The sequence below is a fragment of the Martinezella sp. CNPSo 3957 genome, from assembly GCF_057784395.1.
The window spans coordinates 54,319-74,044 of sequence record NZ_JBXSOU010000016.1 but is presented as its reverse complement, the minus strand read 5'-3'; the positions used below and the strand labels follow the sequence as shown (position 1 = coordinate 74,044).

22 protein-coding genes are annotated in these 19,726 nt (G+C 60.4%); 11 read left to right on the top strand and 11 right to left on the bottom strand.

Annotation, left to right across the window (positions count from 1 at the left end; translation table 11 throughout):
* Position 1: 1 nt before the first annotated feature.
* Positions 2–289 carry a BolA family protein gene (locus tag AC13QE_RS27255; RefSeq protein ID WP_112421194.1) on the bottom strand — a complete coding sequence of 96 codons (288 nt, stop codon included), beginning with the start codon at positions 287–289 and terminating at the stop codon, positions 2–4.
* Between the two features lie 107 nt (positions 290–396).
* Here AC13QE_RS27255 and AC13QE_RS27250 point away from each other — a divergent pair, with 107 nt between their 5' ends.
* The 4 genes from AC13QE_RS27250 to AC13QE_RS27235 all read left to right on the top strand — a co-directional run bounded on the left by AC13QE_RS27250 (position 397) and on the right by AC13QE_RS27235 (position 5,445).
* Positions 397–1,017: a J domain-containing protein gene (locus AC13QE_RS27250; protein WP_015341342.1), complete on the top strand. Its 621-nt coding sequence runs from the start codon at positions 397–399 to the stop codon at positions 1,015–1,017.
* A gap of 308 nt (positions 1,018–1,325) precedes the next feature.
* A complete protein-coding gene (gene cobS / locus AC13QE_RS27245; protein ID WP_015341341.1) occupies positions 1,326–2,315 on the top strand; it encodes a cobaltochelatase subunit CobS in 990 nt (329 codons plus the stop codon).
* 119 nt (positions 2,316–2,434) lie between these two features.
* The gene (gene cobT, locus AC13QE_RS27240; protein ID WP_183874577.1) at positions 2,435–4,336 is read left to right on the top strand and encodes a cobaltochelatase subunit CobT; all 1,902 of its coding nucleotides are present in this window, start codon (positions 2,435–2,437) and stop codon (positions 4,334–4,336) included.
* Positions 4,337–4,458: 122 nt separating this feature from the next.
* Positions 4,459–5,445 (top strand): esterase-like activity of phytase family protein, encoded by a 987-nt coding sequence (locus tag AC13QE_RS27235; RefSeq protein WP_488486102.1) that lies wholly within the window; start codon positions 4,459–4,461, stop codon positions 5,443–5,445.
* A gap of 97 nt (positions 5,446–5,542) precedes the next feature.
* Here the strand turns inward: AC13QE_RS27235 and AC13QE_RS27230 are convergent, their stop codons facing one another.
* Both AC13QE_RS27230 and rpmB read right to left on the bottom strand, forming a co-directional pair.
* Entirely contained in the window at positions 5,543–6,178 is a 636-nt protein-coding gene (locus AC13QE_RS27230) for a queuosine precursor transporter (protein ID WP_488486063.1), read from the bottom strand.
* 117 nt (positions 6,179–6,295) lie between these two features.
* The gene (gene rpmB / locus AC13QE_RS27225; RefSeq protein ID WP_004107717.1) at positions 6,296–6,595 is read right to left on the bottom strand and encodes a 50S ribosomal protein L28; all 300 of its coding nucleotides are present in this window, start codon (positions 6,593–6,595) and stop codon (positions 6,296–6,298) included.
* 237 nt (positions 6,596–6,832) lie between these two features.
* Between rpmB and AC13QE_RS27220 the strand changes: the two genes are divergently transcribed.
* Complete coding sequence (locus tag AC13QE_RS27220; RefSeq protein WP_488486062.1) at positions 6,833–7,609, top strand: DUF3108 domain-containing protein; 777 nt, start codon at positions 6,833–6,835, stop codon at positions 7,607–7,609.
* A gap of 119 nt (positions 7,610–7,728) precedes the next feature.
* Entirely contained in the window at positions 7,729–8,628 is a 900-nt protein-coding gene (gene yddG / locus AC13QE_RS27215; RefSeq protein ID WP_488486061.1) for an aromatic amino acid exporter YddG, read from the top strand.
* Between the two features lie 23 nt (positions 8,629–8,651).
* Here the strand turns inward: yddG and AC13QE_RS27210 are convergent, their stop codons facing one another.
* The 3 genes from AC13QE_RS27210 to gloB all read right to left on the bottom strand — a co-directional run bounded on the left by AC13QE_RS27210 (position 8,652) and on the right by gloB (position 11,140).
* Positions 8,652–9,809, bottom strand: coding sequence for an esterase (locus AC13QE_RS27210; protein ID WP_488486060.1), 1,158 nt, complete (start codon positions 9,807–9,809; stop codon positions 8,652–8,654).
* Positions 9,810–9,944: 135 nt separating this feature from the next.
* Positions 9,945–10,370 carry a cupin domain-containing protein gene (locus AC13QE_RS27205; protein ID WP_488486059.1) on the bottom strand — a complete coding sequence of 142 codons (426 nt, stop codon included), beginning with the start codon at positions 10,368–10,370 and terminating at the stop codon, positions 9,945–9,947.
* Positions 10,370–11,140 (bottom strand): hydroxyacylglutathione hydrolase, encoded by a 771-nt coding sequence (gene gloB / locus AC13QE_RS27200; RefSeq protein ID WP_488486058.1) that lies wholly within the window; start codon positions 11,138–11,140, stop codon positions 10,370–10,372. The genes AC13QE_RS27205 and gloB overlap by 1 nt, the downstream gene beginning before the upstream one ends.
* A gap of 53 nt (positions 11,141–11,193) precedes the next feature.
* Here gloB and AC13QE_RS27195 point away from each other — a divergent pair, with 53 nt between their 5' ends.
* The 4 genes from AC13QE_RS27195 (at position 11,194) to AC13QE_RS27180 (ending at position 14,567) form a co-directional block, all read left to right on the top strand.
* Positions 11,194–11,973, top strand: coding sequence for a class I SAM-dependent methyltransferase (locus AC13QE_RS27195; protein ID WP_041677690.1), 780 nt, complete (start codon positions 11,194–11,196; stop codon positions 11,971–11,973).
* A 102-nt stretch (positions 11,974–12,075) separates the two neighbouring features.
* Positions 12,076–13,185 (top strand): histidinol-phosphate transaminase, encoded by a 1,110-nt coding sequence (gene hisC, locus AC13QE_RS27190; protein ID WP_488486057.1) that lies wholly within the window; start codon positions 12,076–12,078, stop codon positions 13,183–13,185.
* Positions 13,182–14,111 (top strand): prephenate/arogenate dehydrogenase family protein, encoded by a 930-nt coding sequence (locus AC13QE_RS27185; RefSeq protein ID WP_488486056.1) that lies wholly within the window; start codon positions 13,182–13,184, stop codon positions 14,109–14,111. The genes hisC and AC13QE_RS27185 overlap by 4 nt, the downstream gene beginning before the upstream one ends.
* Positions 14,112–14,138: 27 nt before the next feature.
* On the top strand, positions 14,139–14,567 hold the full coding sequence (locus AC13QE_RS27180; RefSeq protein WP_488486055.1) for a GNAT family N-acetyltransferase: 429 nt from the start codon (positions 14,139–14,141) through the stop codon (positions 14,565–14,567).
* A gap of 4 nt (positions 14,568–14,571) precedes the next feature.
* Here AC13QE_RS27180 and AC13QE_RS27175 read toward each other — a convergent pair whose 3' ends face one another.
* Entirely contained in the window at positions 14,572–15,585 is a 1,014-nt protein-coding gene (locus AC13QE_RS27175; RefSeq protein WP_488486054.1) for a DUF2125 domain-containing protein, read from the bottom strand.
* Positions 15,586–15,596: 11 nt separating this feature from the next.
* Here AC13QE_RS27175 and AC13QE_RS27170 point away from each other — a divergent pair, with 11 nt between their 5' ends.
* Positions 15,597–16,169: a gamma-glutamylcyclotransferase gene (locus AC13QE_RS27170; protein WP_488486053.1), complete on the top strand. Its 573-nt coding sequence runs from the start codon at positions 15,597–15,599 to the stop codon at positions 16,167–16,169.
* A 27-nt stretch (positions 16,170–16,196) separates the two neighbouring features.
* On the opposite strand, the gene AC13QE_RS27165 is transcribed toward AC13QE_RS27170, so the two are convergent.
* The 4 genes from AC13QE_RS27165 to ftsE all read right to left on the bottom strand — a co-directional run bounded on the left by AC13QE_RS27165 (position 16,197) and on the right by ftsE (position 19,630).
* A complete protein-coding gene (locus tag AC13QE_RS27165) occupies positions 16,197–17,000 on the bottom strand; it encodes a lysophospholipid acyltransferase family protein (RefSeq protein ID WP_132720686.1) in 804 nt (267 codons plus the stop codon).
* Between the two features lie 142 nt (positions 17,001–17,142).
* Positions 17,143–17,865, bottom strand: a complete 723-nt coding sequence (locus AC13QE_RS27160; RefSeq protein WP_184372320.1) for a YdcF family protein — start codon at positions 17,863–17,865, stop codon at positions 17,143–17,145.
* A gap of 69 nt (positions 17,866–17,934) precedes the next feature.
* Positions 17,935–18,882, bottom strand: coding sequence for a cell division protein FtsX (locus AC13QE_RS27155; protein ID WP_488486101.1), 948 nt, complete (start codon positions 18,880–18,882; stop codon positions 17,935–17,937).
* An 88-nt stretch (positions 18,883–18,970) separates the two neighbouring features.
* Positions 18,971–19,630, bottom strand: coding sequence for a cell division ATP-binding protein FtsE (gene ftsE, locus AC13QE_RS27150; protein ID WP_015341323.1), 660 nt, complete (start codon positions 19,628–19,630; stop codon positions 18,971–18,973).
* Positions 19,631–19,726: the final 96 nt, after the last annotated feature.

Below are 19,726 nucleotides of genomic sequence, written 5' to 3'. Positions count from 1 at the left end.
CCTACCAACGGACCGCCTCTCCTGGAGCGGCGGGCTCCACCGCCAGCGCATGCAGCCCGGCATCCAGCTCGGGCTTCAGCAATTCATTGATCGCCCTGTGGCGCGCAAGACGCGGCATGCCCGAGAACTTGGCGGATACGATTCGAATTCTTATATGGGTTTCGCCGGTTCCGGTCATGTCAGGCTGATGGCCCGCATGAAGGTGGCTTTCATTGATGACGGCAAGGCGCTCGGGCGCGAAGGCGTCGATGAGCTTCCGCTCAATGCGGGATTGCAGTGTCGTTTCCATATTCCCGCATCGACCTCGCTTGCGAAAAAAGGCTCCCACAAAGCCTATAACATTCCTGTTTGTCAATTCTTGTTGTGGGGTATCCAAGGCCCCATAATTAGGACGCCATGAGACTTGATTCAAAATATTTCGATCGCATTCGCACCCGCCGCAAGCGCGCGCAGGAACCCGAACAGGGGCCGCCGACGTGCCAGTGGGACGGCTGCGACAAACACGGCACGCATCGCGCCCCGGTGGGGCGCAATGCGGAAGGGCAGTTCTTTTTGTTCTGCTTCGAGCACGTCAAGGAATACAACAAGGGCTACAATTATTTCTCCGGCCTCTCGGATGGCGAGATTGCGCGTTATCAGAAGGAAGCCATCACCGGCCACCGTCCGACCTGGACGGTCGGTGTCAACAAGGCTGCCAAGAACAGTCCGCTTCAATCGGATATCCGCTCCGGCTCCTATTCCCGCGTTCGCGACCCATTCGGCTTCGTTAGGGAAGGTGAGGGGCAGGGGCGGGGACCGCGTTTCCCGCAGCAGCGCAAGCTGAAAACGCTGGAGGCGAAGGCCTTCGATACGATGGGCCTTGACGCCAATGCCGCGGCCCCGGAAATCAAGCGCCGCTACAAGGAATTGGTGAAAATGCACCATCCCGATGCCAATGGCGGCGACCGCGGCTCGGAAGAGCGTTTTCGCGCGGTCATTCAGGCCTATCAATTATTGAAACAGAACGGTTTTTGTTAATTCCCGTCCTTGCTCTCCGCCTTCAATCAGGTATGGTCCAAATCGGCTGAAGCTGCGGGCAACCGCGGCAGGGTGCGCATTTGGCTGGCTGCACCTCGGTCAACTTTCCGGACGCGGCGTTTCTTGTCCGGGGACTCTGTTCAAGGATGCTCGCAAGCGATCATATATCGCGCCGAGATTTTGCTTTAGTCCCGGAGAAGTATCGCCGCTGTTCCGACCGAACGGATGCGGGCAACAAGCTGCGGCGTTTCGGAAAAATCGGCTGAGTTTGATATGGCAGGGTGAGAGCCACCCGCCCTGGAGACATGATGAGCAAGATTGACCTTGATATTTCCGAGATCCCCGATACCACCGTTTCGGTCCGTGAAGTCTTCGGCATTGATTCCGACATCCGCGTTCCGGCCTACAGCCAGGGCGGCGCCTACGTACCCGATCTGGATACGGACTACCTCTTCGACCGCGAGACCACGCTCGCCATTCTCGCGGGCTTTGCTCATAACCGCCGCGTGATGATCTCGGGCTATCACGGTACCGGCAAGTCCTCCCACATCGAGCAGGTCGCTGCGCGCCTCAACTGGCCGTGCGTGCGTATCAACCTCGACAGCCATGTCAGCCGTATCGACCTCGTCGGCAAGGATGCCATCGTCGTCAAGGATGGCCTGCAGGTCACCGAATTCAAGGACGGCATCCTGCCCTGGGCCTATCAGCACAATGTCGCGCTCGTCTTCGACGAATATGATGCCGGCCGTCCGGACGTGATGTTCGTCATTCAGCGCGTGCTGGAATCCTCGGGCCGCCTGACGCTGCTCGACCAGAGCCGCGTCATCCGTCCTCACCCGGCCTTCCGCCTGTTCGCAACGGCCAACACCATCGGTCTCGGCGACACGACTGGCCTCTATCACGGCACGCAGCAGATCAACCAGGCACAGATGGACCGCTGGTCGATCGTGACGACGCTGAACTACCTGCCGCATAACAATGAAGTCGATATCGTGCTGGCGAAGGTGAAGTCCTTCCGCAACGACAAGGGTCGCGACACTGTCTCCAAGATGGTTCGCGTTGCCGATCTGACGCGTGCGGCCTTCATGAACGGCGATCTGTCGACCGTCATGAGCCCGCGTACCGTCATCACCTGGGCCGAAAATGCGGAAATCTTCGGCGACGTCGCCTTTGCCTTCCGCGTCACCTTCCTCAACAAGTGTGACGAGCTGGAGCGGCCGCTGGTCGCCGAGCACTATCAGCGCGCTTTTGGCGTCGAGCTGAAGGAAAGTGCCGCCAACATCGTGCTCGAAGCCTAGAACATTTCCGCTTTTCTTCGAATCGCGAAAACGTTCTATCTTTTTGTTTTGACGCAATTCCGGATAGAAAACTGCTATGCATTTTTCCTGGAATTGCTTTAGGGAAAAGCCGATACATCATGTCAGGTCGCGGAGATAATTCCAAAGCGAAGCCGGGTGCACCGGTGGACATGGAGCCGTTGCGCCGGGCGATCACCGGCTGTGTCCGTTCGATCGCCGGCGATGCCGAGGTCGAGGTGGCCTTTGCCAACGAACGCCCGGGAATGACCGGCGAGCGCATTCGCCTGCCGGAACTTTCAAAACGGCCGACGGCGCATGAGCTGGCGGTGACACGCGGCCTCGGTGATTCGATGGCCCTGCGGCTTGCCTGTCATGATGCCCGTGTCCACGCCGTGATGTCGCCCCAGGGTGCCGATGCTCGCAGCATCTTCGATGCCGTCGAGCAGGCGCGTGTCGAATCGATCGGCTCGTTGCGCATGAGCGGCGTTGCCGCCAACCTCAATTCCATGAATACGGAAAAATACGCCAAGGCGAATTTTTCCGGCATCGAACGGCGCGAGGATGCGCCGATCGGTGAGGCCATGGCGATGATTGTGCGCGAGAAGCTGACCGGTCAGAAACCGCCGGAAAGCGCCGGCAAGGTGCTCGACCTTTGGCGCCCCTTCATCGAAGAAAAGACCGGCGGTCAGCTCGAGAACCTGTTGTCGTCGATCAACGACCAGCAAAGCTTTGCCCGTGTCGTCCGCAACATTCTGACGGCCATGGAAATGGCCGAGGAATATGGCGACGAGCAATCCGAGCCCGACAGCGAAGAGCAGCCGAGCGAAGAGGACAAGCCGAACGGCGAAGACCAGGATAACGACGACGTCAAGGAAGACGAAGGCTCCGATGCCGCGCCGGCTGAGGATAGCGAAGCTTCCGACGAGCAGATGGAAGACGGCGCGACCGAAGACGGTGGCGAGATTTCCGACGATGACATGAGCGAAGAAGGCGAGGAAGATTCGGAAACGCCGGGCGAAACCCGCCGCCCGAACACGCCCTTCGCCGATTTCAACGAGAAGGTTGACTATCACGTCTATACGGAGGAGTTCGACGAGACCACGACCGCACAGGAGCTGTGCGATGTGGCCGAGCTTGAGCGTTTGCGTGCCTTCCTCGACAAGCAGCTTGCGCATCTGCAGGGCGCCGTTGGCCGGCTCGCTAACCGTCTGCAGCGTCGCCTGATGGCGCAGCAGAACCGCTCCTGGGACTTCGATCTGGAAGAGGGCTATCTTGATCCAGCCCGCCTGCCACGCCTGATCATCGACCCGACGCAGGCGCTGTCCTTCAAGATGGAGCGCGACACGCAGTTCCGCGATACGGTCGTGACGCTGCTGATCGACAATTCCGGCTCGATGCGCGGCCGTCCGATCACGGTTGCCGCCTCCTGCGCCGACATCCTGGCCCGCACGCTCGAGCGCTGCGGCGTGAAGGTCGAGATCCTCGGCTTCACCACCAAGGCCTGGAAGGGTGGACAGGCGCGCGAGAAGTGGCTCGCTAGCGGCAAGCCGCAGACGCCGGGCCGTCTGAACGACCTGCGCCACATCATCTACAAGTCCGCCGACGAGCCCTATAGGCGGTCTCGCAGCAATCTTGGCCTGATGATGCGCGAAGGCCTGCTCAAGGAGAATATCGACGGCGAGGCTCTGATCTGGGCGCATAACCGCCTGCTCGGTCGCCGCGAACAGCGCCGCATCCTGATGATGATCTCGGACGGTGCGCCGGTCGATGATTCCACGCTGTCGGTCAATCCGGGCAATTATCTGGAGCGGCATTTGCGCGCCGTGATCGACCAGATCGAGACGCGCTCGCCGGTGGAACTGCTGGCCATCGGTATCGGCCATGATGTGACGCGCTACTATCGCCGCGCCGTTACCATCGTCGATGCCGACGAGCTTGCTGGCGCCATGACGGAGCAGCTTGCCTCGCTGTTCGAGGATCAGACGAGCATGCCGCGCTCGCGCATGCGCCGCGCCAGCTGAGCCCGCTCAGGTTTCCCTTGGCATCGGCCTTGCGGCCGGTGCCTTTTCTGCCGGAAGGGACTGTTTCCTTCGGCCTTGATCTGCGCCGGCCGAAGACGGTCCTATTGGCGGCAGTTTTCGCAATGCTGCTTGCCGGCTGCAGCCCCGGCGATAATGGCGAGAAAGGTGGCCCGGCAGATATCCGCGCGACCGTGATTTCCACCTTTCACCCCGGTTCGAATGAAACACGGTTCGGCGCGCTGGAATTTGTCGGTGGCCTTGAACTCAGCTCGGACAATGTGCTTCTCGGCGCCATCTCCGCTATTCGCTTCCGTCCCGATCAGCGGCATTTCGTTTCCGTGCTGGATACCGGCCACTGGTTGACCGGCGCCATTGAGCGCGACAAGGAGGGCCGGCTGAAGGGTGTCAGCGACGCCCGCATTACTCCGATGATCGACCGTCATGGCGGCACGGATGCCGGCAAAGGAGATATGGATGCCGAAGGCTTGGCGCTGCGCGGCAATCACGTCCTTGTCAGCTATGAACAATATCACCGTGTCGATGCCTATCCCGATCCGGGTTTTGAAATTTCCCCGCCCGATGGCACAATGCCCATTCCCATCCCGAGATCAGAGCTGCGTTCCAATCGCAGCCTCGAGGCACTGATGATCGCGCCTCAGTCGAGCCCGCTTGCCGGCAGTGCGGTGATCGTTGCCGAAGACAGCCTGGACGATCAAGGCAACCTACTCGCCGCAATTCTGGACGGGTCGTTGAATGGCTGCTTCACCGTCCGGCGCCATGGCGGCTTCAATGTCAGCGACGGCGTCTTTCTGCCCGATGGGGATCTATTGCTGCTGGAGCGGCGCTTCGGGCTGATCCATGGTCTCGGCGTGCGTATCCGCCGCATCGCCGGTGCGAATATCAAGCCAGGTGCGGTCGTAGATGGCGAGGTGATCTTCGAGGCAGGGCCCGGAGATCAGATCGACAATATGGAAGGGCTGGATGTCTTCCGGGCAGCCGACGGCTCCCTGCATCTCGTCATGGTCTCGGACGACAATCATTCCATTCTGCAACGCAGCTTGATGCTGGAGTTCAAGCTGCATGACGACAATATCGTCAGCCAGAATTGAGAGTGGCGAGCGGTCTGATTCTCGGCTGCTGCCATCCTTCTTTGTCGGGAAATGGTGCCGCGCGTCACATTGAGTCGCGCGGCGGATCATTTGGCCGTCAAGCCGTCGGAGCCTGAGGCATCGGCTTCAACATGTTCATCAGCGCGCCGTAGGGCAGCAGCATGACGAGGCCGACGGTCACCTTGACCGAGAAATCGCCGATCGCCCAGGAAATCCAGCGCGGTGCCGAGGTGGAGAACGCGCCAAGGATCGGTGCCCATTCGATCGCGAAGGGATCGTTTGGCCCGAAGAAGACGAAGAAGGGCGCGAAAGCGAAGGAGAAGAAGATCAGCGTGTCCAGCATCGAGCCGATGAGCGAGCCGAACAGCGGCGCGCGCCACCAGGCCAGGCGGCGCAGGCGGTTGAAGACCGAGATATCGAGAAGCTGACCGGCGAGATAGGCCGATCCGGAGGCGATCGCGATGCGCGGCTGTGCCGTGTAAAACGACAGGGCGACACCAACGACGAAGCCGGCAAAGACGACCTTGCGCGCGGCCTTCGGGCCGAACTGGCGGTTGGTCAGATCGGTGATGAGGAAGGCGACCGGATAGGTGAAGGCTCCCCAGGTGAGGATATCCGCGAGATTGATGCCGGCGAGCGTCGCCTGCAGCGGATACTGCACAAGGATGTTGGAAGCGACGACGACAAGCGTCATCAGCAGAACGTAGACAAGGGTATGACGTATCGTCAGCATTTTTTTATCCTGGGAGATGCCACCAGTTGAAAGAAACCGGACATGGAAAAAGGCTTGTCCGGAGATGATCCGTGCAAGCCTCTTAGCCGGTATGAAATCGCGAAGTGCTAGTGCTGCTTAGGCAGCAACGGCAGCTTCAGCGGACTTCTTGACGATCTGGCGACGCAGCAGGCGAGCGCGCATGCTGAGTTCGTTTTCGCTTGCCTTGATAAGGAAAGCGTCCAGACCACCGCGATGCTCGACCGAACGCAGCGCTGCAGCGGAAACGCGCAGACGGTAGCGCTGGCCGAGAACGTCGGAGATCAGCGTGACCTGGCAGAGGTTCGGCAGGAACCGACGCTTGGTCTTGTTGTTGGCGTGGCTAACGTTGTTGCCCACGAGGACGGCCTTGCCGGTCAATTCGCACATGCGGGACATGGTACACCTACTTTTGTTTTTCTCGGCCATCGAATAGACATGCCGGGCAAAACCCGACGCGCAATCCAACAGGCCATAATTGGAAAGTTGCGGTTCTATAGTCAGAGAGGCTGGCCGCGTCAAGCCAAACCTTGTGTTTTCCCGCAATTCCGTCAAAAAGCTGCTGTTGTCTGACGCTCGCAGCAGGCGAGCAAAGCAACTATATAACTTGCCTGATCCTCGTTGAAGGCCTTGATCATGGTTCAAATTCGGAAGTGGCTTCTCATTTCAGCGATCGTTGCGTCGATGCCGTCGCTGGCAATGGCCGATGTGCTGCGGCATGAAACGCGGTATCGCGTTTCGCTGGCCGGCCTGCCGATCGCCAGGGCGGATTTCAAGACCGAAGTTACCGGAAAGCAGTTTACTATCCGCGGCGATATCACCTCTGCGGGCCTTGCGGATCTCGTTACCTCTATCGATGCGAAGACCGACGTGACCGGCGTCGTCGACGACAGCAAGCTGCAGGCGACTCATTACACGCTCTTCTACAAGAGCGGCAAGAGGGAGCGCACCTATGACGTTGCCTATACCAACGGCAACGTGACGTCGAACACGATCACACCCGAACCGAAACGGCCGGACACCTGGGTCCCGGTCACGGGGAACGACCTGAAATCCGTGCTCGACCCTATATCGGGTATGATCTTTCCGATTACGCCCAGCCTCAATCTCTGCAATCAGACGCTGGCCGTCTTCGATGGCGAGATGCGGATGGATCTGAAGCTGTCGCCGAAGGGATCCCACCCCTTTTCGACGGAAGGTTTCAAGGGCAAGACCATCGCCTGCGGCGTGCGCTTCACACCGAAGAGCGGCTATAAGAGCACGCGCAAGGACTATCTCTATCTTGCCAAGAGCGACGATATGGAGATCTGGTTCGCCAAGGCGGATACCATGAATGTCTACGCTCCTGTGTACGTCCGTATCCCGACGCAATACGGAACGGTGACGATCACGGCCGTAAAATACGGCAGCTAGACGCGCCACTGTTTCACAGAACGCTTGACGCTTCCCGTCGTTGTTTCTACGCAATTCCACGAAAATTGCTGGGTATTTCGCGGGCAGGGGACGTCCGCAGCAACGGGCTAGGGGCTGGGATGAAATTTCGTGCGACATTGACGGGCTTTTCGGCCATTGTGATGTGGTCGTTCCTGGCGCTTTTGACGGTGGCCTCCGGCAAGATGCAGCCCTTTCAGCTGCTCGCCATCTGCTTTGCCATCGGCAGTATTCCCGGCATCGTCGTGCTGTTGCTACGGCCGGAGCGTTTGCAGCTTCTACGCCAGCCCGCCCAGGTCTGGATCACAGGCATTGCCGGCCTGTTCGGCTATCATTTTCTCTATTTCACCGCATTGCGCCACGCGCCTGCGGTGGAGGCTGGGCTGATCGCCTACCTCTGGCCGCTGCTGATCGTGGTCGGCTCGGCGCTGCTGCCGGGAGAGCGGCTGCGCTGGTATCATATCGTCGGCGCGCTGATGGGGCTTGCGGGCACGATCTTGATTGTTGGCCGCAACGGCTTTCATTTCGAAGGCGCCTATGCTGTCGGCTATGGCGCGGCATTTCTTTGCGCCTTCACCTGGTCCGGTTATTCGCTGATCACGCGTCGTTTCGAGGCCGTTTCCACCGATGTGGTCACCATATTTTGCCTTGCGACCTCGATCCTTTCCTTCTTTTGCCATCTGGGGCTGGAGGAAACCATCTGGCCGGAGAACCCGGCCCAGTGGATCGCCGTGCTCGGTCTTGGCCTTTTCCCGGTCGGGGCCGCCTTCTATGCCTGGGACTTCGGCGTCAAGAACGGCGATATCCAGATCCTCGGCGCGGCAAGCTATGCCGCACCGCTGCTCTCGACGCTGATCCTGACGCTGTTCGGTTTTGCCGAGCCGAGTTGGGGCATAGCGCTTGCCTGCCTGCTCGTGACTGGAGGTGCGGTGCTGGCCGCCCATCGCATGATCCTGCGCCGGGGTGACGCAGAGCAAACGCGGGCGGAAGCGGCGGAATAGTTCCGCCGCCCTCGCTGCCCCATTTATTTCTTGAAGACTTCTTGCAGGAAGGCCACGAGCGACGGCCGCCAGACATCCATTTCATGCTGGAGATCCGGATATTGGTGGTATTCGTGCTTGATCTTCTTGTCGTCGAGCGTCGCCTTCAAGCCCGCGACATCCTTGCCGACGACCTGGTCCTTGCTTCCGACCGTTACCGTGAAGTTGTGCAAGGCCTTGTTGATCTTCTCCGGTTCGTTCAGCACGGCATCGACGGTCTTGTTCGGAACGGTCGTCGTGCTGACACCGCTGAAGGTGGCGACCCAGCCGAAGGTATCCAGATGTGAAAGACCGGATACGAGAGCCTGATAGCCGCCCTGAGACAGGCCGGCCACGGCGCGGCCGCTCGCCTCGTTCCGCACCCGATAATGCTTCTTGATGTACGGGATAAGGTCTTCGGTCAGTTCGCGATCTGCCGCCTCGGCGTTCGCTGGATAGAAATTCGCGCGACGATCGGCGGCGGGGAAATTCTCGGCGATCGCGTTCGGCACGTCGGTTTCCGTATCCGGAATGACGACGATCATCGGCTCGATCTTCTTGTCAGCAAGGAGGTTGTCGAGGATCTGCGGTGCGCGGCCCTGGAGGACCCAAGATCCCACAGTATCGCCGAAGCCGTGATAGAGGTAGAGCACGGGCAGCGGCTTGGAGGAATCGGTGTAGCCGGGCGGTGTGTAGACATACATCTGCCGTTCCGAATCGAGCGCCTTGGAATGCAGGGTCACCAGCCGCAGGTCGCCATGGGGCACGTTGCGGATATCGAGAATGCTGCCGGGCACCAGGATCAGGCTGGTATTGACCTGTCGCTGCGGCTTGGGCGCATTGGTGCCGGGATCGATGCTGCGGAAACCGTCGATGTTGAAGTAATATTCGTAGAGATCCGACTTCAGCACCTCCGTCTTCGCACTCCATGTGCCGTCGTCGCCGCGTTGCATGGCGATGGGATCGCGCGAGCCCAAGGTGACGGAAACTGCTTTTGCACCCGGAGCATAAAGGCGGAAGGTGATCGAGCCATCCTTCTCGACAGAGGTCACGAAGTTTTTCAGGGGCTGGGCGGCTGGCGGCGAGGCCGGTGCATCAAGGGCAAAGACAGGGGCGCTCATGACACAGCCTGCCATGATGAGCAAAGGAAACAATAAACGCACGAAAAAATCTCCTCCAGATGAATCAATTTTCACTCTCCCCGTGTAAAGCTGACACAGCGCACAGCTTTTTCAAGACCATCGCTACGCGCTGTCTGGCCGCATCCTGTGTGATGTCAATGAAAGGTAAAAAGAGGTTCAGTCTGAGGCCGGCTTCCAGTCTGGCGGTGCCATCTCGAAGCTCGAAAATTCGAAGCCGGGTGCCACCGTACATCCGACAAGCGTGAATTGCCCGAGGCTTTCGGCTGATTGCCACCAGTTGGCCGGAATGATCGCCTGCGGACGCTCGCCCTTTGCCAGGTCGAGGCCCAGCACAAGGGTTTCGCTGGTCTTGCCGTCGGCGGAACGATGTAGGGCAAGCGGGGCACCGGCATAGTAGTGCCAGACTTCGGCGGCATCCTGCACCCGGTGCCAGTGCGAGCGTTCGCCGGTTTCGAGCAGATAGTAGATCGCCGTGGAATGGCCGCGGGCGCCGCCATTTTCGTCGCGAAAGGTCTGCACGTACCAGCCGCCTTCCGGATGCCGCTGCATGGAGAGCGTTTCGATGATCTCCTTTGCCTGCATCAGAAATTATCCTTGCGCTTGCGGATCTCGGCAAAGACCTCGTCGTTGCTGCGGCTTTCCATCAGCAGGTTGCGGCGGATCGCGGGATCGGCAGCGCGCAGGAACGGGTTCGTTTCCTTCTCCAGCGCCAATGTGGTCGGGATGGTGAACTTGCCTTCCGCCCGCAGGGCTTCGATATCCGCCGCGCGTGCCTTCAGCCGCTCGTTGTCGGGGTCGATGGTCAGTGCGAAGCGGGCGTTGGAGAGCGTATATTCATGGCCGAAATAGACGGCCGTTTCGTCCGGCAGGACCGCAAGCTTCTGAAGGGAGGCCCACATATCGATTGCCGGCCGTTCGAACAGGCGGCCGCAACCGAGCGCAAACAGCGTGTCGGCGGCAAAGAGCAGCTTGTCGTCGGCAAAATGATAGCAGACGTGTCCGGCGGTGTGGCCGGGCGTTTCGATGACATTGACCGTATGGCCCGCAAACTCGAACGTATCCCCATCAGCGACGGCGCGATCAAGGCCCGGGATGGCGACCGCCTCGTTGATGGGGCCGATGATCTCCAAGCCGAACTGTTCCTTCAACGCCAGATTGCCCTCGACATGATCGGTATGGTGATGCGTGGTCAGGATATGGCTGATGGTCCAGCCACGACGATCGGCGGCATTCAGGATCGCATCTGCTTCCGGAGCGTCGATCGATGCCGTCAATCCGGTTTCAGGATCATGGACCAAGACGCCGTAATTGTCGGAACGGCAGATAAAAATCTCTAATTCCAATGGTTTCATGATCGAAATCTTCCTCATCTTTTCCGTGAGTAGAGAATGTAAGCCGTTCGGCCTTGAAGTCCAACGTTCGGCTGATAACATTTGTTTCGATGCATACCGATATTGTCGATCTTCGCCAGTTTTATCATTCCGAGCTTGGTCGCTTGGCGGAGCAGTCGATTGCCATGGCGCTGTCCTCCATCTGGGCGCGCATGCCGGAGGAGCGGCTTGTCGGCCTTGGCTATGCCGTTCCTTATCTCGACCGTTTTCGGGCCGATACCGAACGCACCTTCGCCTTCATGCCGGCGGGACAGGGGGCCGTGAACTGGCCTATGGGCTCAGCCTCGGCGACGGCCCTGATCTTCGACGAAGAACTGCCGTTGCCGGACAGTTCGATCGATCGTGTGCTGATGGTGCATTCGCTGGAGTTTGCCGAAAGCCCGCGCGAGACGCTGAAGGAGCTTTGGCGCGTTCTGGCGCCCGGCGGCCGGCTGGTCATCGTCGTGCCGAACCGTACCGGCGTATGGGCGCGCATGGAGCACACGCCATTCGGTTCAGGCCGGCCCTATTCGCGCGGCCAGCTCACCTCGCTGCTGCGCGAAACCAATTTCACCCCCGGTGCGACCGCGGAGGCGCTGTTCTTCCCGCCTTCGAAGCTGCGAACCGTGCTGCGGCTGCGCCGCGCCTTCGAGCGGATCGGCCGAACCCTATGGCCGGCTTTTTCCGGCGTCATCATCGTCGAGGCGCAGAAGCGGCTTTATCAGGGCCTGCCCGTTGCCGTCCGCGCCTCGCGCCGTGTCTTCGTGCCGGTGCTAGCGCCGCGCGGCATACCGACGACGCGCGATGGCGCGTGACGCTTTCGCCGTAGCGCCGACACTCGACAAATTTATCAATCCGCTTTAATGCGACGGGATGTCATAAACCGGAATTTTCCGGTCTTTCCCAAGGTCGATCCCATGAGCATGGAAATGAGCAAGCCCGTCCCGCGTTCCGGCATTCTCGATATCGCTGCCTATGTGCCGGGCAAGGAGCATGCGCCGGGCGTTGCGCGCGTGTTCAAGCTCTCCTCGAACGAGACGCCGCTTGGCGCCAGCCCGAAGGCCATCGAAGCCTTCCGCGGTGCTGCCGGCAATCTCGAGCGCTATCCGGACGGACAGGCCAAGGAATTGCGCCAGGCGATCGCCGATGTGCATGGGCTGAATGTGGCCAATATCCTTTGCGGCGCCGGCTCCGACGAGCTGCTCGGGCTGCTCTGCCACACTTATCTCGGCACCGGTGACGAAGGCATCATCACCGAGCACGGCTTCCTGGTTTACAAGATCCAGATCATGGCCGCCGGCGCGACGCCGATCACCGTCAAGGAGAAGGATTGCACCGTCGATGTCGACGCGATCCTCGCGGCGGTCACGGAGAAGACCAAAATGGTCTTCATTGCCAATCCGGCCAATCCGACAGGTACCTACGTGCCGGTCAGCGAGATCCGCCGCCTGCAGGCGAGCCTACCCAAGCACGTCATCCTCATTCTCGACGCTGCCTATGCCGAATATGTCCGCCGCAACGACTACGAGGCTGGCCTTGAACTCGTTTCGGCAAACCAGAATGTCGTCATGACACGTACCTTCTCCAAGGTTTACGGCCTGGCAGCCCTTCGTATCGGCTGGATGTATGCCCCGGTCGATATCGTCGATGCGATCAACCGCGTGCGTGCTCCGTTCAACCTGAACAGCGCGGCTATTGCTGCCGGAGCCGCTGCCATTCGCGATCAGGCTTTCACGGAAAAGGCGGTCGCGCATAACACGCTCTGGATCGAGAAGATGACGGCTGCGCTCGAGGCTCTCGGCCTCAAGGTGACGCCGTCGGTTGCGAATTTCGTCCTGTTCCACTTCCCTGACAGCGACGGCAAGCGCGCCGTGGAGGCCGATGATTTCCTGACGAGCCGCGGCTATATCCTGCGCGCCGTTCGAGCCTACGGCTTCCCGAATTCGCTGCGCTTGAGCATCGGCACCGAAGAGGCCAATCTCGGCGTCATCGACGCTCTGGCCGAATTTATGGGACGCAAGGTATGAGCAACATTCAGTTCGATCGCGCTGCGCTGATCGGCATCGGCCTGATCGGCTCCTCCATCGCCCATGACATCAAGCGCCTCGGACTGGCCAAGGAAGTGGTGATCTCGACACGCAGCGCCGAGACGCTGAAGCGTGCCGAAGAGCTGAAGTTGGGCGACCGCTATACGCCGTCCTCAGCCGAAGCCGTGAAAGACGCCGATCTCGTCATCGTTTCCGTGCCTGTGGGCGCTTCGGAGAGCGTCGCCAAGGAAATCGCCGCGCATCTGAAGCCGGGCGCCATCGTTACCGATGTCGGTTCGACCAAGGCCTCCGTCATCGCGCAGATGCAGCCGCACATGCCCGCCAACGTGCATTTCATTCCGGGCCATCCGTTGGCAGGCACGGAGAAATCCGGCCCGGATGCGGGCTTTCCGGGGCTGTTCAAAGGGCGCTGGTGCATCTTCACGCCCGTTCCGGGTACCGACGAGGCCGCGATCAAGACGCTTCGCACCTTCTGGGAAACTCTGGGCTCCCGTGTCGACGAGATGGACCCTGAGCATCACGACAAGGTGCTGGCGATCGTCTCGCATCTGCCGCATCTCATCGCCTACAACATCGTCGGCACCGCTGATGATCTGGAGACGGTGACCGAGTCGGAAGTCATCAAATATTCGGCATCCGGTTTCCGCGATTTCACCCGCCTTGCCGCGTCCGATCCGACCATGTGGCGCGACGTTTGCTTGCACAATCGCGATGCGATTCTCGAAATGCTGTCGCGCTTCTCCGAGGATCTCGCATCGCTGCAGCGTGCGATCCGCTGGGGTGACGGCGACAAGATCTTCGAACTTTTCACCCGTACGCGCGCCATTCGTCGCTCGATCGTCGAAGCCGGCCAGGATGTCGACGTGCCGGATTTCGGCCGTCATGCGCTGGATGTGAAGGAATAGGCATTCTTGCGCGAGGGAGGGGCGTTCGTGATCGTCAGATGTGGACGCTCCGAGGATCTACCCTGGCTCGCCCATCATGATGACGCGAGTGAAGCTTGGATCAAGCGTTGCATTGAGTTTGGCGAGTATTTTGTCGCCGAGCAGAATGGGGAGCTTGTCGGCTTCCTGCGCTTCAGCCGTTTCTGGGGCAAAATCCCCTATATGGACATGATCCGCGTACTGCCATCATACCGACGCGAGGGCGTTGGGACAGCCATGTTCCACGCCTGGGAACGCGCCATGATCGAAGAGGGCGCCGGGCATCTGATGACATCGAGCGAATGGGCGGAAGCCGAGCCGCAGGCGTGGCATCGCCGCAACGGCTTCAAGGCGGCCGGCAGCATAGACCTCCGCATCGTCCAGCCGAGCCCGGAGATATTCTTTGTGAAGGATATCTCCGGCATCCGCAAAGGATAGGCTCTCAGATCGGCGGGATCTTGCCGAGCGGGATGAAGCCGCTGAGCGAGAGGCGGCCGCGATCGGCGGTGAGATCGACGGAAACCTTATCGCCGCCATTGGCAAGCGCCTTCAGCATCTTCGTGGCCGTCTTGATGATGTTCTTGGCGGCGGGAAGCGTCGTGGTCAGGCTATCGCCCCAAGGCCCGATCTGATTGATCTCCAGCTTGAACTGGCCGGATAGAAAACCCTCATCGTCGAAATTGAAGGGGCCGGAAAGCGTCATGATGCGGCCGTCGCCGATGTCGATGACGGCCTGATGCAACACGCCCGCCGAGCCGCGAAGCCCCTCCCGGTCGCTGCCATCGAGCAGGCCGGCCTTGCCTGATAGTGTGACATTAGCGCTCGTGGATGCGGTCGGCAGGACCTGGGGGAAATCCTTGATCACGGCATTGGCATTTTCGACGCCGATCGCGAAATCCAGATCGCTGCCGTTCTGGCTAGCATGCATCTCCGTGCGGGCGGCTGTGACATTGACACTCTGGCCGGTGACGGAGGAGACGATGCCTGCCTTCAGCCCATTGATAACAGTCTGGGTCTGCGCCACGCCGCGGCCCTTGGCGACGAGGTTCGATTGCAGGTCGGCCCATTCTGCCGATACGGCCAGGCCCTCCGTCGTCCGCAACGCGGCAGGAGATTTCAGGCTCCAGCTCACATGGTTGGGCTGGAAGACCGGCGCGGAGGCGCTGAGCCTGTCGAAACTGGTGGAGACGCCCCGCGTCTGGTTGTCGACCGTCACGGTGTCGCAGGTCAGGCCGATGGAGAACGGAAAGCCGTTGAAGGCCATGTTCTCGCATTTGCCAGCAACGCCGGCGCTGTTCTGCTGGCCGAGCGCCTTCAGGACATTGCTCCTGACGAAACCGGTCGCATAGTACCAACCGCCGGTGTAAAGACCGGCCAGAACCACCACCAGCCCAAAAAGGATGAGCCACAGACGTTTGCCTCGACTGGTCGTTACGCTCTGGCTTGACGCTGCCATGTTGTTCTCCAATGGTTGAACTGAAGCTTCACAGTGATTTGGCGTTGGATATGGACGAATTTTGGGTGTTTGGCTACGGATCCCTCATGTGGAATCCGGGCTTTGGTTATGACGAGCGGGCCGAGGCCCTGATTTTCGGTTATCGTCGCTCGCTCTGCGTCCGTTCCTGGGTCCATCGCGGCACGGAAGAAAACCCTGGCCTCGTCCTCGGCCTCGATCGCGGCGGTTCCTGCCGCGGCATGGCCTTCCGGGTCCCCGCCTCCGAGTGGGACGAGGTGCTGACCTATCTGCGCGAACGCGAGCTCGTCACCAACGTCTATCTGGAAAAGACCCTGCCGATTCGGCTCGCTGACGGGCGGCGCGTAAACGCCGTAGCCTATGTCGTCGATCGCAACCACAGGCAATATGCCGGCTCGCTGGATGCCGTCGAGGCAGCGAATGTGGTGGAAGCTGCCAACGGCCGCTCCGGCCCGAACGATGCCTATCTCTTCAATACGCTGACGCATCTGCGGGACATGGGTATTCGCGATCACTGGCTCGAACAGGTCGCCGGCGAGGTGGAGCGGATGCGAAAGGTATCCTGAACCTATCGCATAGAATCGAGAGCTCGCTCAGACCGCGGCGGTGACCGGCTTTGTCTTGCCGATTTCGGCCAGGCGCTGGACTGCGGTCGGAGGAAGCGGCAGATGCGGATTGTTGGCGACGGTTTCGACCAGCAACTCGTCGCTTGCTCTTTCCGTTTCCTCGATCAGGCGCGCGAAGAAGGCATCCGGGTCCATGCCGGGCTCGATCGGCGGCAGGATGCGCACCTTGAGATGGCCGGGATACTTGCGGAAGGTGCGGCGCGGCCAGAAAAGGCCGGGATGCATGGCGACCGAGACCACGGGAATTCCAAGATCGCGATACATGCGGGCAATGCCGTATTTGTAGACTGGCTCGGCGCCCGGCGGGCGGCGTGTACCCTCGGGATAGATGATGAGCTGGCGGCCGGTGGCGAGCTCTTCGCGCGTGCGCTTCAGGACGTCGAACATCACCTTGCCGCGGGCGCTGCGATCCACGGGGATCATGCGTTGCTTCTTCGCATACCAGCCGAACAGCGGGATCCACAAAAGCTCGCGCTTCAGGATATAGACCGGATCGTCGAGATAGGGCAGCAGCGCGAATGTATCCCAGAAGGATTGGTGCTTTGGCGCGAAGATGAAGCTGCCCTTGGGGAGATTTTCAAGGCCCTCGATCTCGAAGGTGGTGCCGACGATCTTCTCCATCAGCCAGGTGCTGGATTTCGCCCATGCCTTCGGGATCGCGTAGGCCGCCTTGCGCGGCATGAGGAAGTAAATCGGCGTCAACACGATCATGCGAATGATCAGATTGGCATAAAAGGCCGTGTTGAACAGGATCGAACGCAAGATAATCATCGAGGCTTTTCCAATGCACCGGCTTGCGCCGGCATCCGAAGGTTTGCCTACACGATTACAGCGTCAATAAAAAGTCGGTCTTTGCATGGTTTCGCGCCTTCAAGCGCGTTGCCCCTCCGAGATTCGCCCTTTGCTGCGAGCCTCAGTCGTCGTCTTCAGCCGGCTGCCGCGAGCGCAAGCCTACCGGCCGGCCGAGGCCGGTCAGGTTGCGGGCACCGGCGAGGAGGACCTTCGCATATTCGGAGATCATCGTCCGCAGCGCATTCGGGTCCGTGAACCAGTTCTTGCTCTTCAGATCCGAGTTGACGACCGGATAGGGAATGAAATCGGTCGAGGGGTCGACATATTTCAGTTCGGCGAGGCTGCGGGGCATATGGTAGTTGTTCGTGACAACGAGAACGCTCTTGTAGCCCCTGGCGTGAATCCACTTTGCCGCTTCGCGGGCATTGCCGATCGTATCGAGCGCGTCGTAGCCGATGTCGACACAGCAGCTGAACAGGCTGGCGGAACTCTGCGTCAATTTGCGAATCTGCGTCGGCGTGGTGGTCGGATGTGCGCCCGAGATCAGGAGACGGTTTCCGGCGCCGGTCCGTAGCAGCTCCACCGCCTGATCGATCCGCTGATAGCCGCCGGTCAGCACGACGATGGCATCGGCCTTCGGCTCGAGCGGCGGTTTCAAGGTAGTGATCGAATCGGCAAAATGCAGGAAGCCGCCGAAAACGATGGCCGCGAGGAAGATGAAGGCGAAGCCGCCCCAGCGCAAGAGACGCCGGAACAGGCTACGGCGCACGGGTCTATCGCCGCTGGGGCGTGTCCGCAGCGACTGCAAACTTATGGTCTTGCGAGTCGTCAGATCCATGCTCATGATTCGCTATTATACGCCAATTGCGGCAAGGAACGGGCTGGCACACGGTAAAAAAACATCGCTGAAGCGTCAATTCGGTACGCTATCCGTCCGCCCGGGATCGGAACGAACCAGATCGATCTCATAGATCGTGTGCATGACGGTGAAACGTGCCGTCAGCGTCGTCAGCAGCGCGATGATGATCATGGTGGCGAGAATGCCGATATAGCCGAGCGCGCCGACGGAGAAAGTCCCGAACAATGCGGTTGCCTGATCGGTCTGCGGTGTAGCGATCGTATGGCTCTGCAGGAGGCCGGCTGTCGCGAAGAAAAGCGCGGCAAGGGCGCTGCCCGCTCCCGAGCCTTTGAGGCTGATCTTCAGGAAATGCTTCTGGAATTCATTGGCGACGAAGGTGCTTTCGGCGCCGACGAAATGCAGGACTTCGACAATATGGCGGTTGCCCGACAATGCGCCGCGCGTAGCGAAAACCACAGTCAGAACCATAGCGGTGAAGACCAGCAGCAGGACGCCGGTACCGATGAGAACGGTGGTATGCGCCATCGACACGAGCCGGTCGACCCAGGTGCGATGGTCGTCGAGCGTTGCCTGCGGGATCTGCGCCTTGAGCAATGCGCGCATCGCCTCGAAGTCAGGCGGATGCGTCTCGTCGATGGTGATGATGACCAGGCGCGGAATGGGCAATTCCTTGATATCGAGGCCGGCGCCGAGCCACGGTTCGAGCAGGCGCGCGGTCGCCGCCTCGTCGACAATCTGGCCCGATTTGGTGCCGACGAAGCTGAGCGCGATATCGCGGGCGCTCGCGAGCGCCTTTTCCATGTCGAGATTGTCATCCGGCTTGATCTGTATGGTGATCTCGCGGGAAATCTGGCTTTCCCAACTTGCCGCCGTCGAGCGCACCATGCTGACCGCACCGAGCGTCAGGCAGGCGAGAAAGGCCATGATGGCAATGACGACGATGAGCGCATTGCCCTGAATGTTGGAGGACGGCACGATCGGTCCCGTCGGGCGAACGCGCATCTCCGGGCGCTTGCGTTCTATCGGTGCCGCGGGCGCTTGCCGTGCCTGCGGTGCCCGGGCATTCGGGGCTGTCCTGCGGGGGCGGGGGTCAGTCATAGATATCGAGATGCCCCCCCGATAGGATCATGCGTCTCGCCTCGATCTGGTCCATCAAAGCGAGATCGTGCGTAGCAATGACCACAGCAGTCCCGAGCCGGTTAAGCTCGAGAAAGAGATTGAGCAGGCGGCGCGCCATCGGCGGATCGACATTGCCCGTGGGCTCGTCGGCAAGCAGGATTTCCGGGCGGTCGATGAGGGCTCGCGCGATGGCCGCGCGCTGTTTCTCGCCGCCCGAAAGCACGGGCGGCAGCACGTTGATGCGCTCGCCGAGCCCCACCCATTTCAAAAGTTCGAGGACGTCGGTGCGATAGGAGCTTTCGTCCTTGCCGCGCACGCGGAGCGGTAGGGCGACATTTTCATAGGTCGTCAGATGCTCGAGCAGCCGGAAATCCTGGAAGACGATGCCGACACGGCGGCGCAGCAGCGGCAGTTCGTTGCGCGGGATCGAGGAGATCTCCCGGTCGAACATGCGGATCAGCCCACGCGTCGGCTGCAGCGACATGAAGAGCAGCCGCAACAGTGTCGTCTTGCCGGCGCCGGAGGGGCCGGTCAGGAACTGGAACGATTTCCTCGGTATGTCGAAGCTCAGGTCGCGGAGGATTTCCGGACCCATGCCATAGCGCAAACCGACGTTCTCAAAATGAATCAACGGGCAGTCCAGTCTTCCGCAGGGTTCAATCAGGCGACTTGTTAACCAATGGCATTAACAGCCGGTAAATTTTTCTGGAAAGGCGCCCTATTCATG

What these genes read in the sequence shown, in the direction of transcription:
- AC13QE_RS27255 (WP_112421194.1), bottom strand. Translation starts at nt 289, where the DNA reads ATGGAAACGACACTGCAATCCCGCATTGAGCGGAAGCTCATCGACGCC.
- AC13QE_RS27250 (WP_015341342.1), top strand. Translation starts at nt 397, where the DNA reads ATGAGACTTGATTCAAAATATTTCGATCGCATTCGCACCCGCCGCAAG.
- cobS (WP_015341341.1), top strand. Translation starts at nt 1,326, where the DNA reads ATGAGCAAGATTGACCTTGATATTTCCGAGATCCCCGATACCACCGTT.
- cobT (WP_183874577.1), top strand. Translation starts at nt 2,435, where the DNA reads ATGTCAGGTCGCGGAGATAATTCCAAAGCGAAGCCGGGTGCACCGGTG.
- AC13QE_RS27235 (WP_488486102.1), top strand. Translation starts at nt 4,459, where the DNA reads ATGCTGCTTGCCGGCTGCAGCCCCGGCGATAATGGCGAGAAAGGTGGC.
- AC13QE_RS27230 (WP_488486063.1), bottom strand. Translation starts at nt 6,178, where the DNA reads ATGCTGACGATACGTCATACCCTTGTCTACGTTCTGCTGATGACGCTT.
- rpmB (WP_004107717.1), bottom strand. Translation starts at nt 6,595, where the DNA reads ATGTCCCGCATGTGCGAATTGACCGGCAAGGCCGTCCTCGTGGGCAAC.
- AC13QE_RS27220 (WP_488486062.1), top strand. Translation starts at nt 6,833, where the DNA reads ATGGTTCAAATTCGGAAGTGGCTTCTCATTTCAGCGATCGTTGCGTCG.
- yddG (WP_488486061.1), top strand. Translation starts at nt 7,729, where the DNA reads ATGAAATTTCGTGCGACATTGACGGGCTTTTCGGCCATTGTGATGTGG.
- AC13QE_RS27205 (WP_488486059.1), bottom strand. Translation starts at nt 10,370, where the DNA reads ATGCAGGCAAAGGAGATCATCGAAACGCTCTCCATGCAGCGGCATCCG.
- gloB (WP_488486058.1), bottom strand. Translation starts at nt 11,140, where the DNA reads ATGAAACCATTGGAATTAGAGATTTTTATCTGCCGTTCCGACAATTAC.
- hisC (WP_488486057.1), top strand. Translation starts at nt 12,076, where the DNA reads ATGAGCATGGAAATGAGCAAGCCCGTCCCGCGTTCCGGCATTCTCGAT.
- AC13QE_RS27185 (WP_488486056.1), top strand. Translation starts at nt 13,182, where the DNA reads ATGAGCAACATTCAGTTCGATCGCGCTGCGCTGATCGGCATCGGCCTG.
- AC13QE_RS27175 (WP_488486054.1), bottom strand. Translation starts at nt 15,585, where the DNA reads ATGGCAGCGTCAAGCCAGAGCGTAACGACCAGTCGAGGCAAACGTCTG.
- AC13QE_RS27170 (WP_488486053.1), top strand. Translation starts at nt 15,597, where the DNA reads ATGGTTGAACTGAAGCTTCACAGTGATTTGGCGTTGGATATGGACGAA.
- AC13QE_RS27165 (WP_132720686.1), bottom strand. Translation starts at nt 17,000, where the DNA reads ATGATTATCTTGCGTTCGATCCTGTTCAACACGGCCTTTTATGCCAAT.
- AC13QE_RS27160 (WP_184372320.1), bottom strand. Translation starts at nt 17,865, where the DNA reads ATGAGCATGGATCTGACGACTCGCAAGACCATAAGTTTGCAGTCGCTG.
- AC13QE_RS27155 (WP_488486101.1), bottom strand. Translation starts at nt 18,882, where the DNA reads ATGCGCGTTCGCCCGACGGGACCGATCGTGCCGTCCTCCAACATTCAG.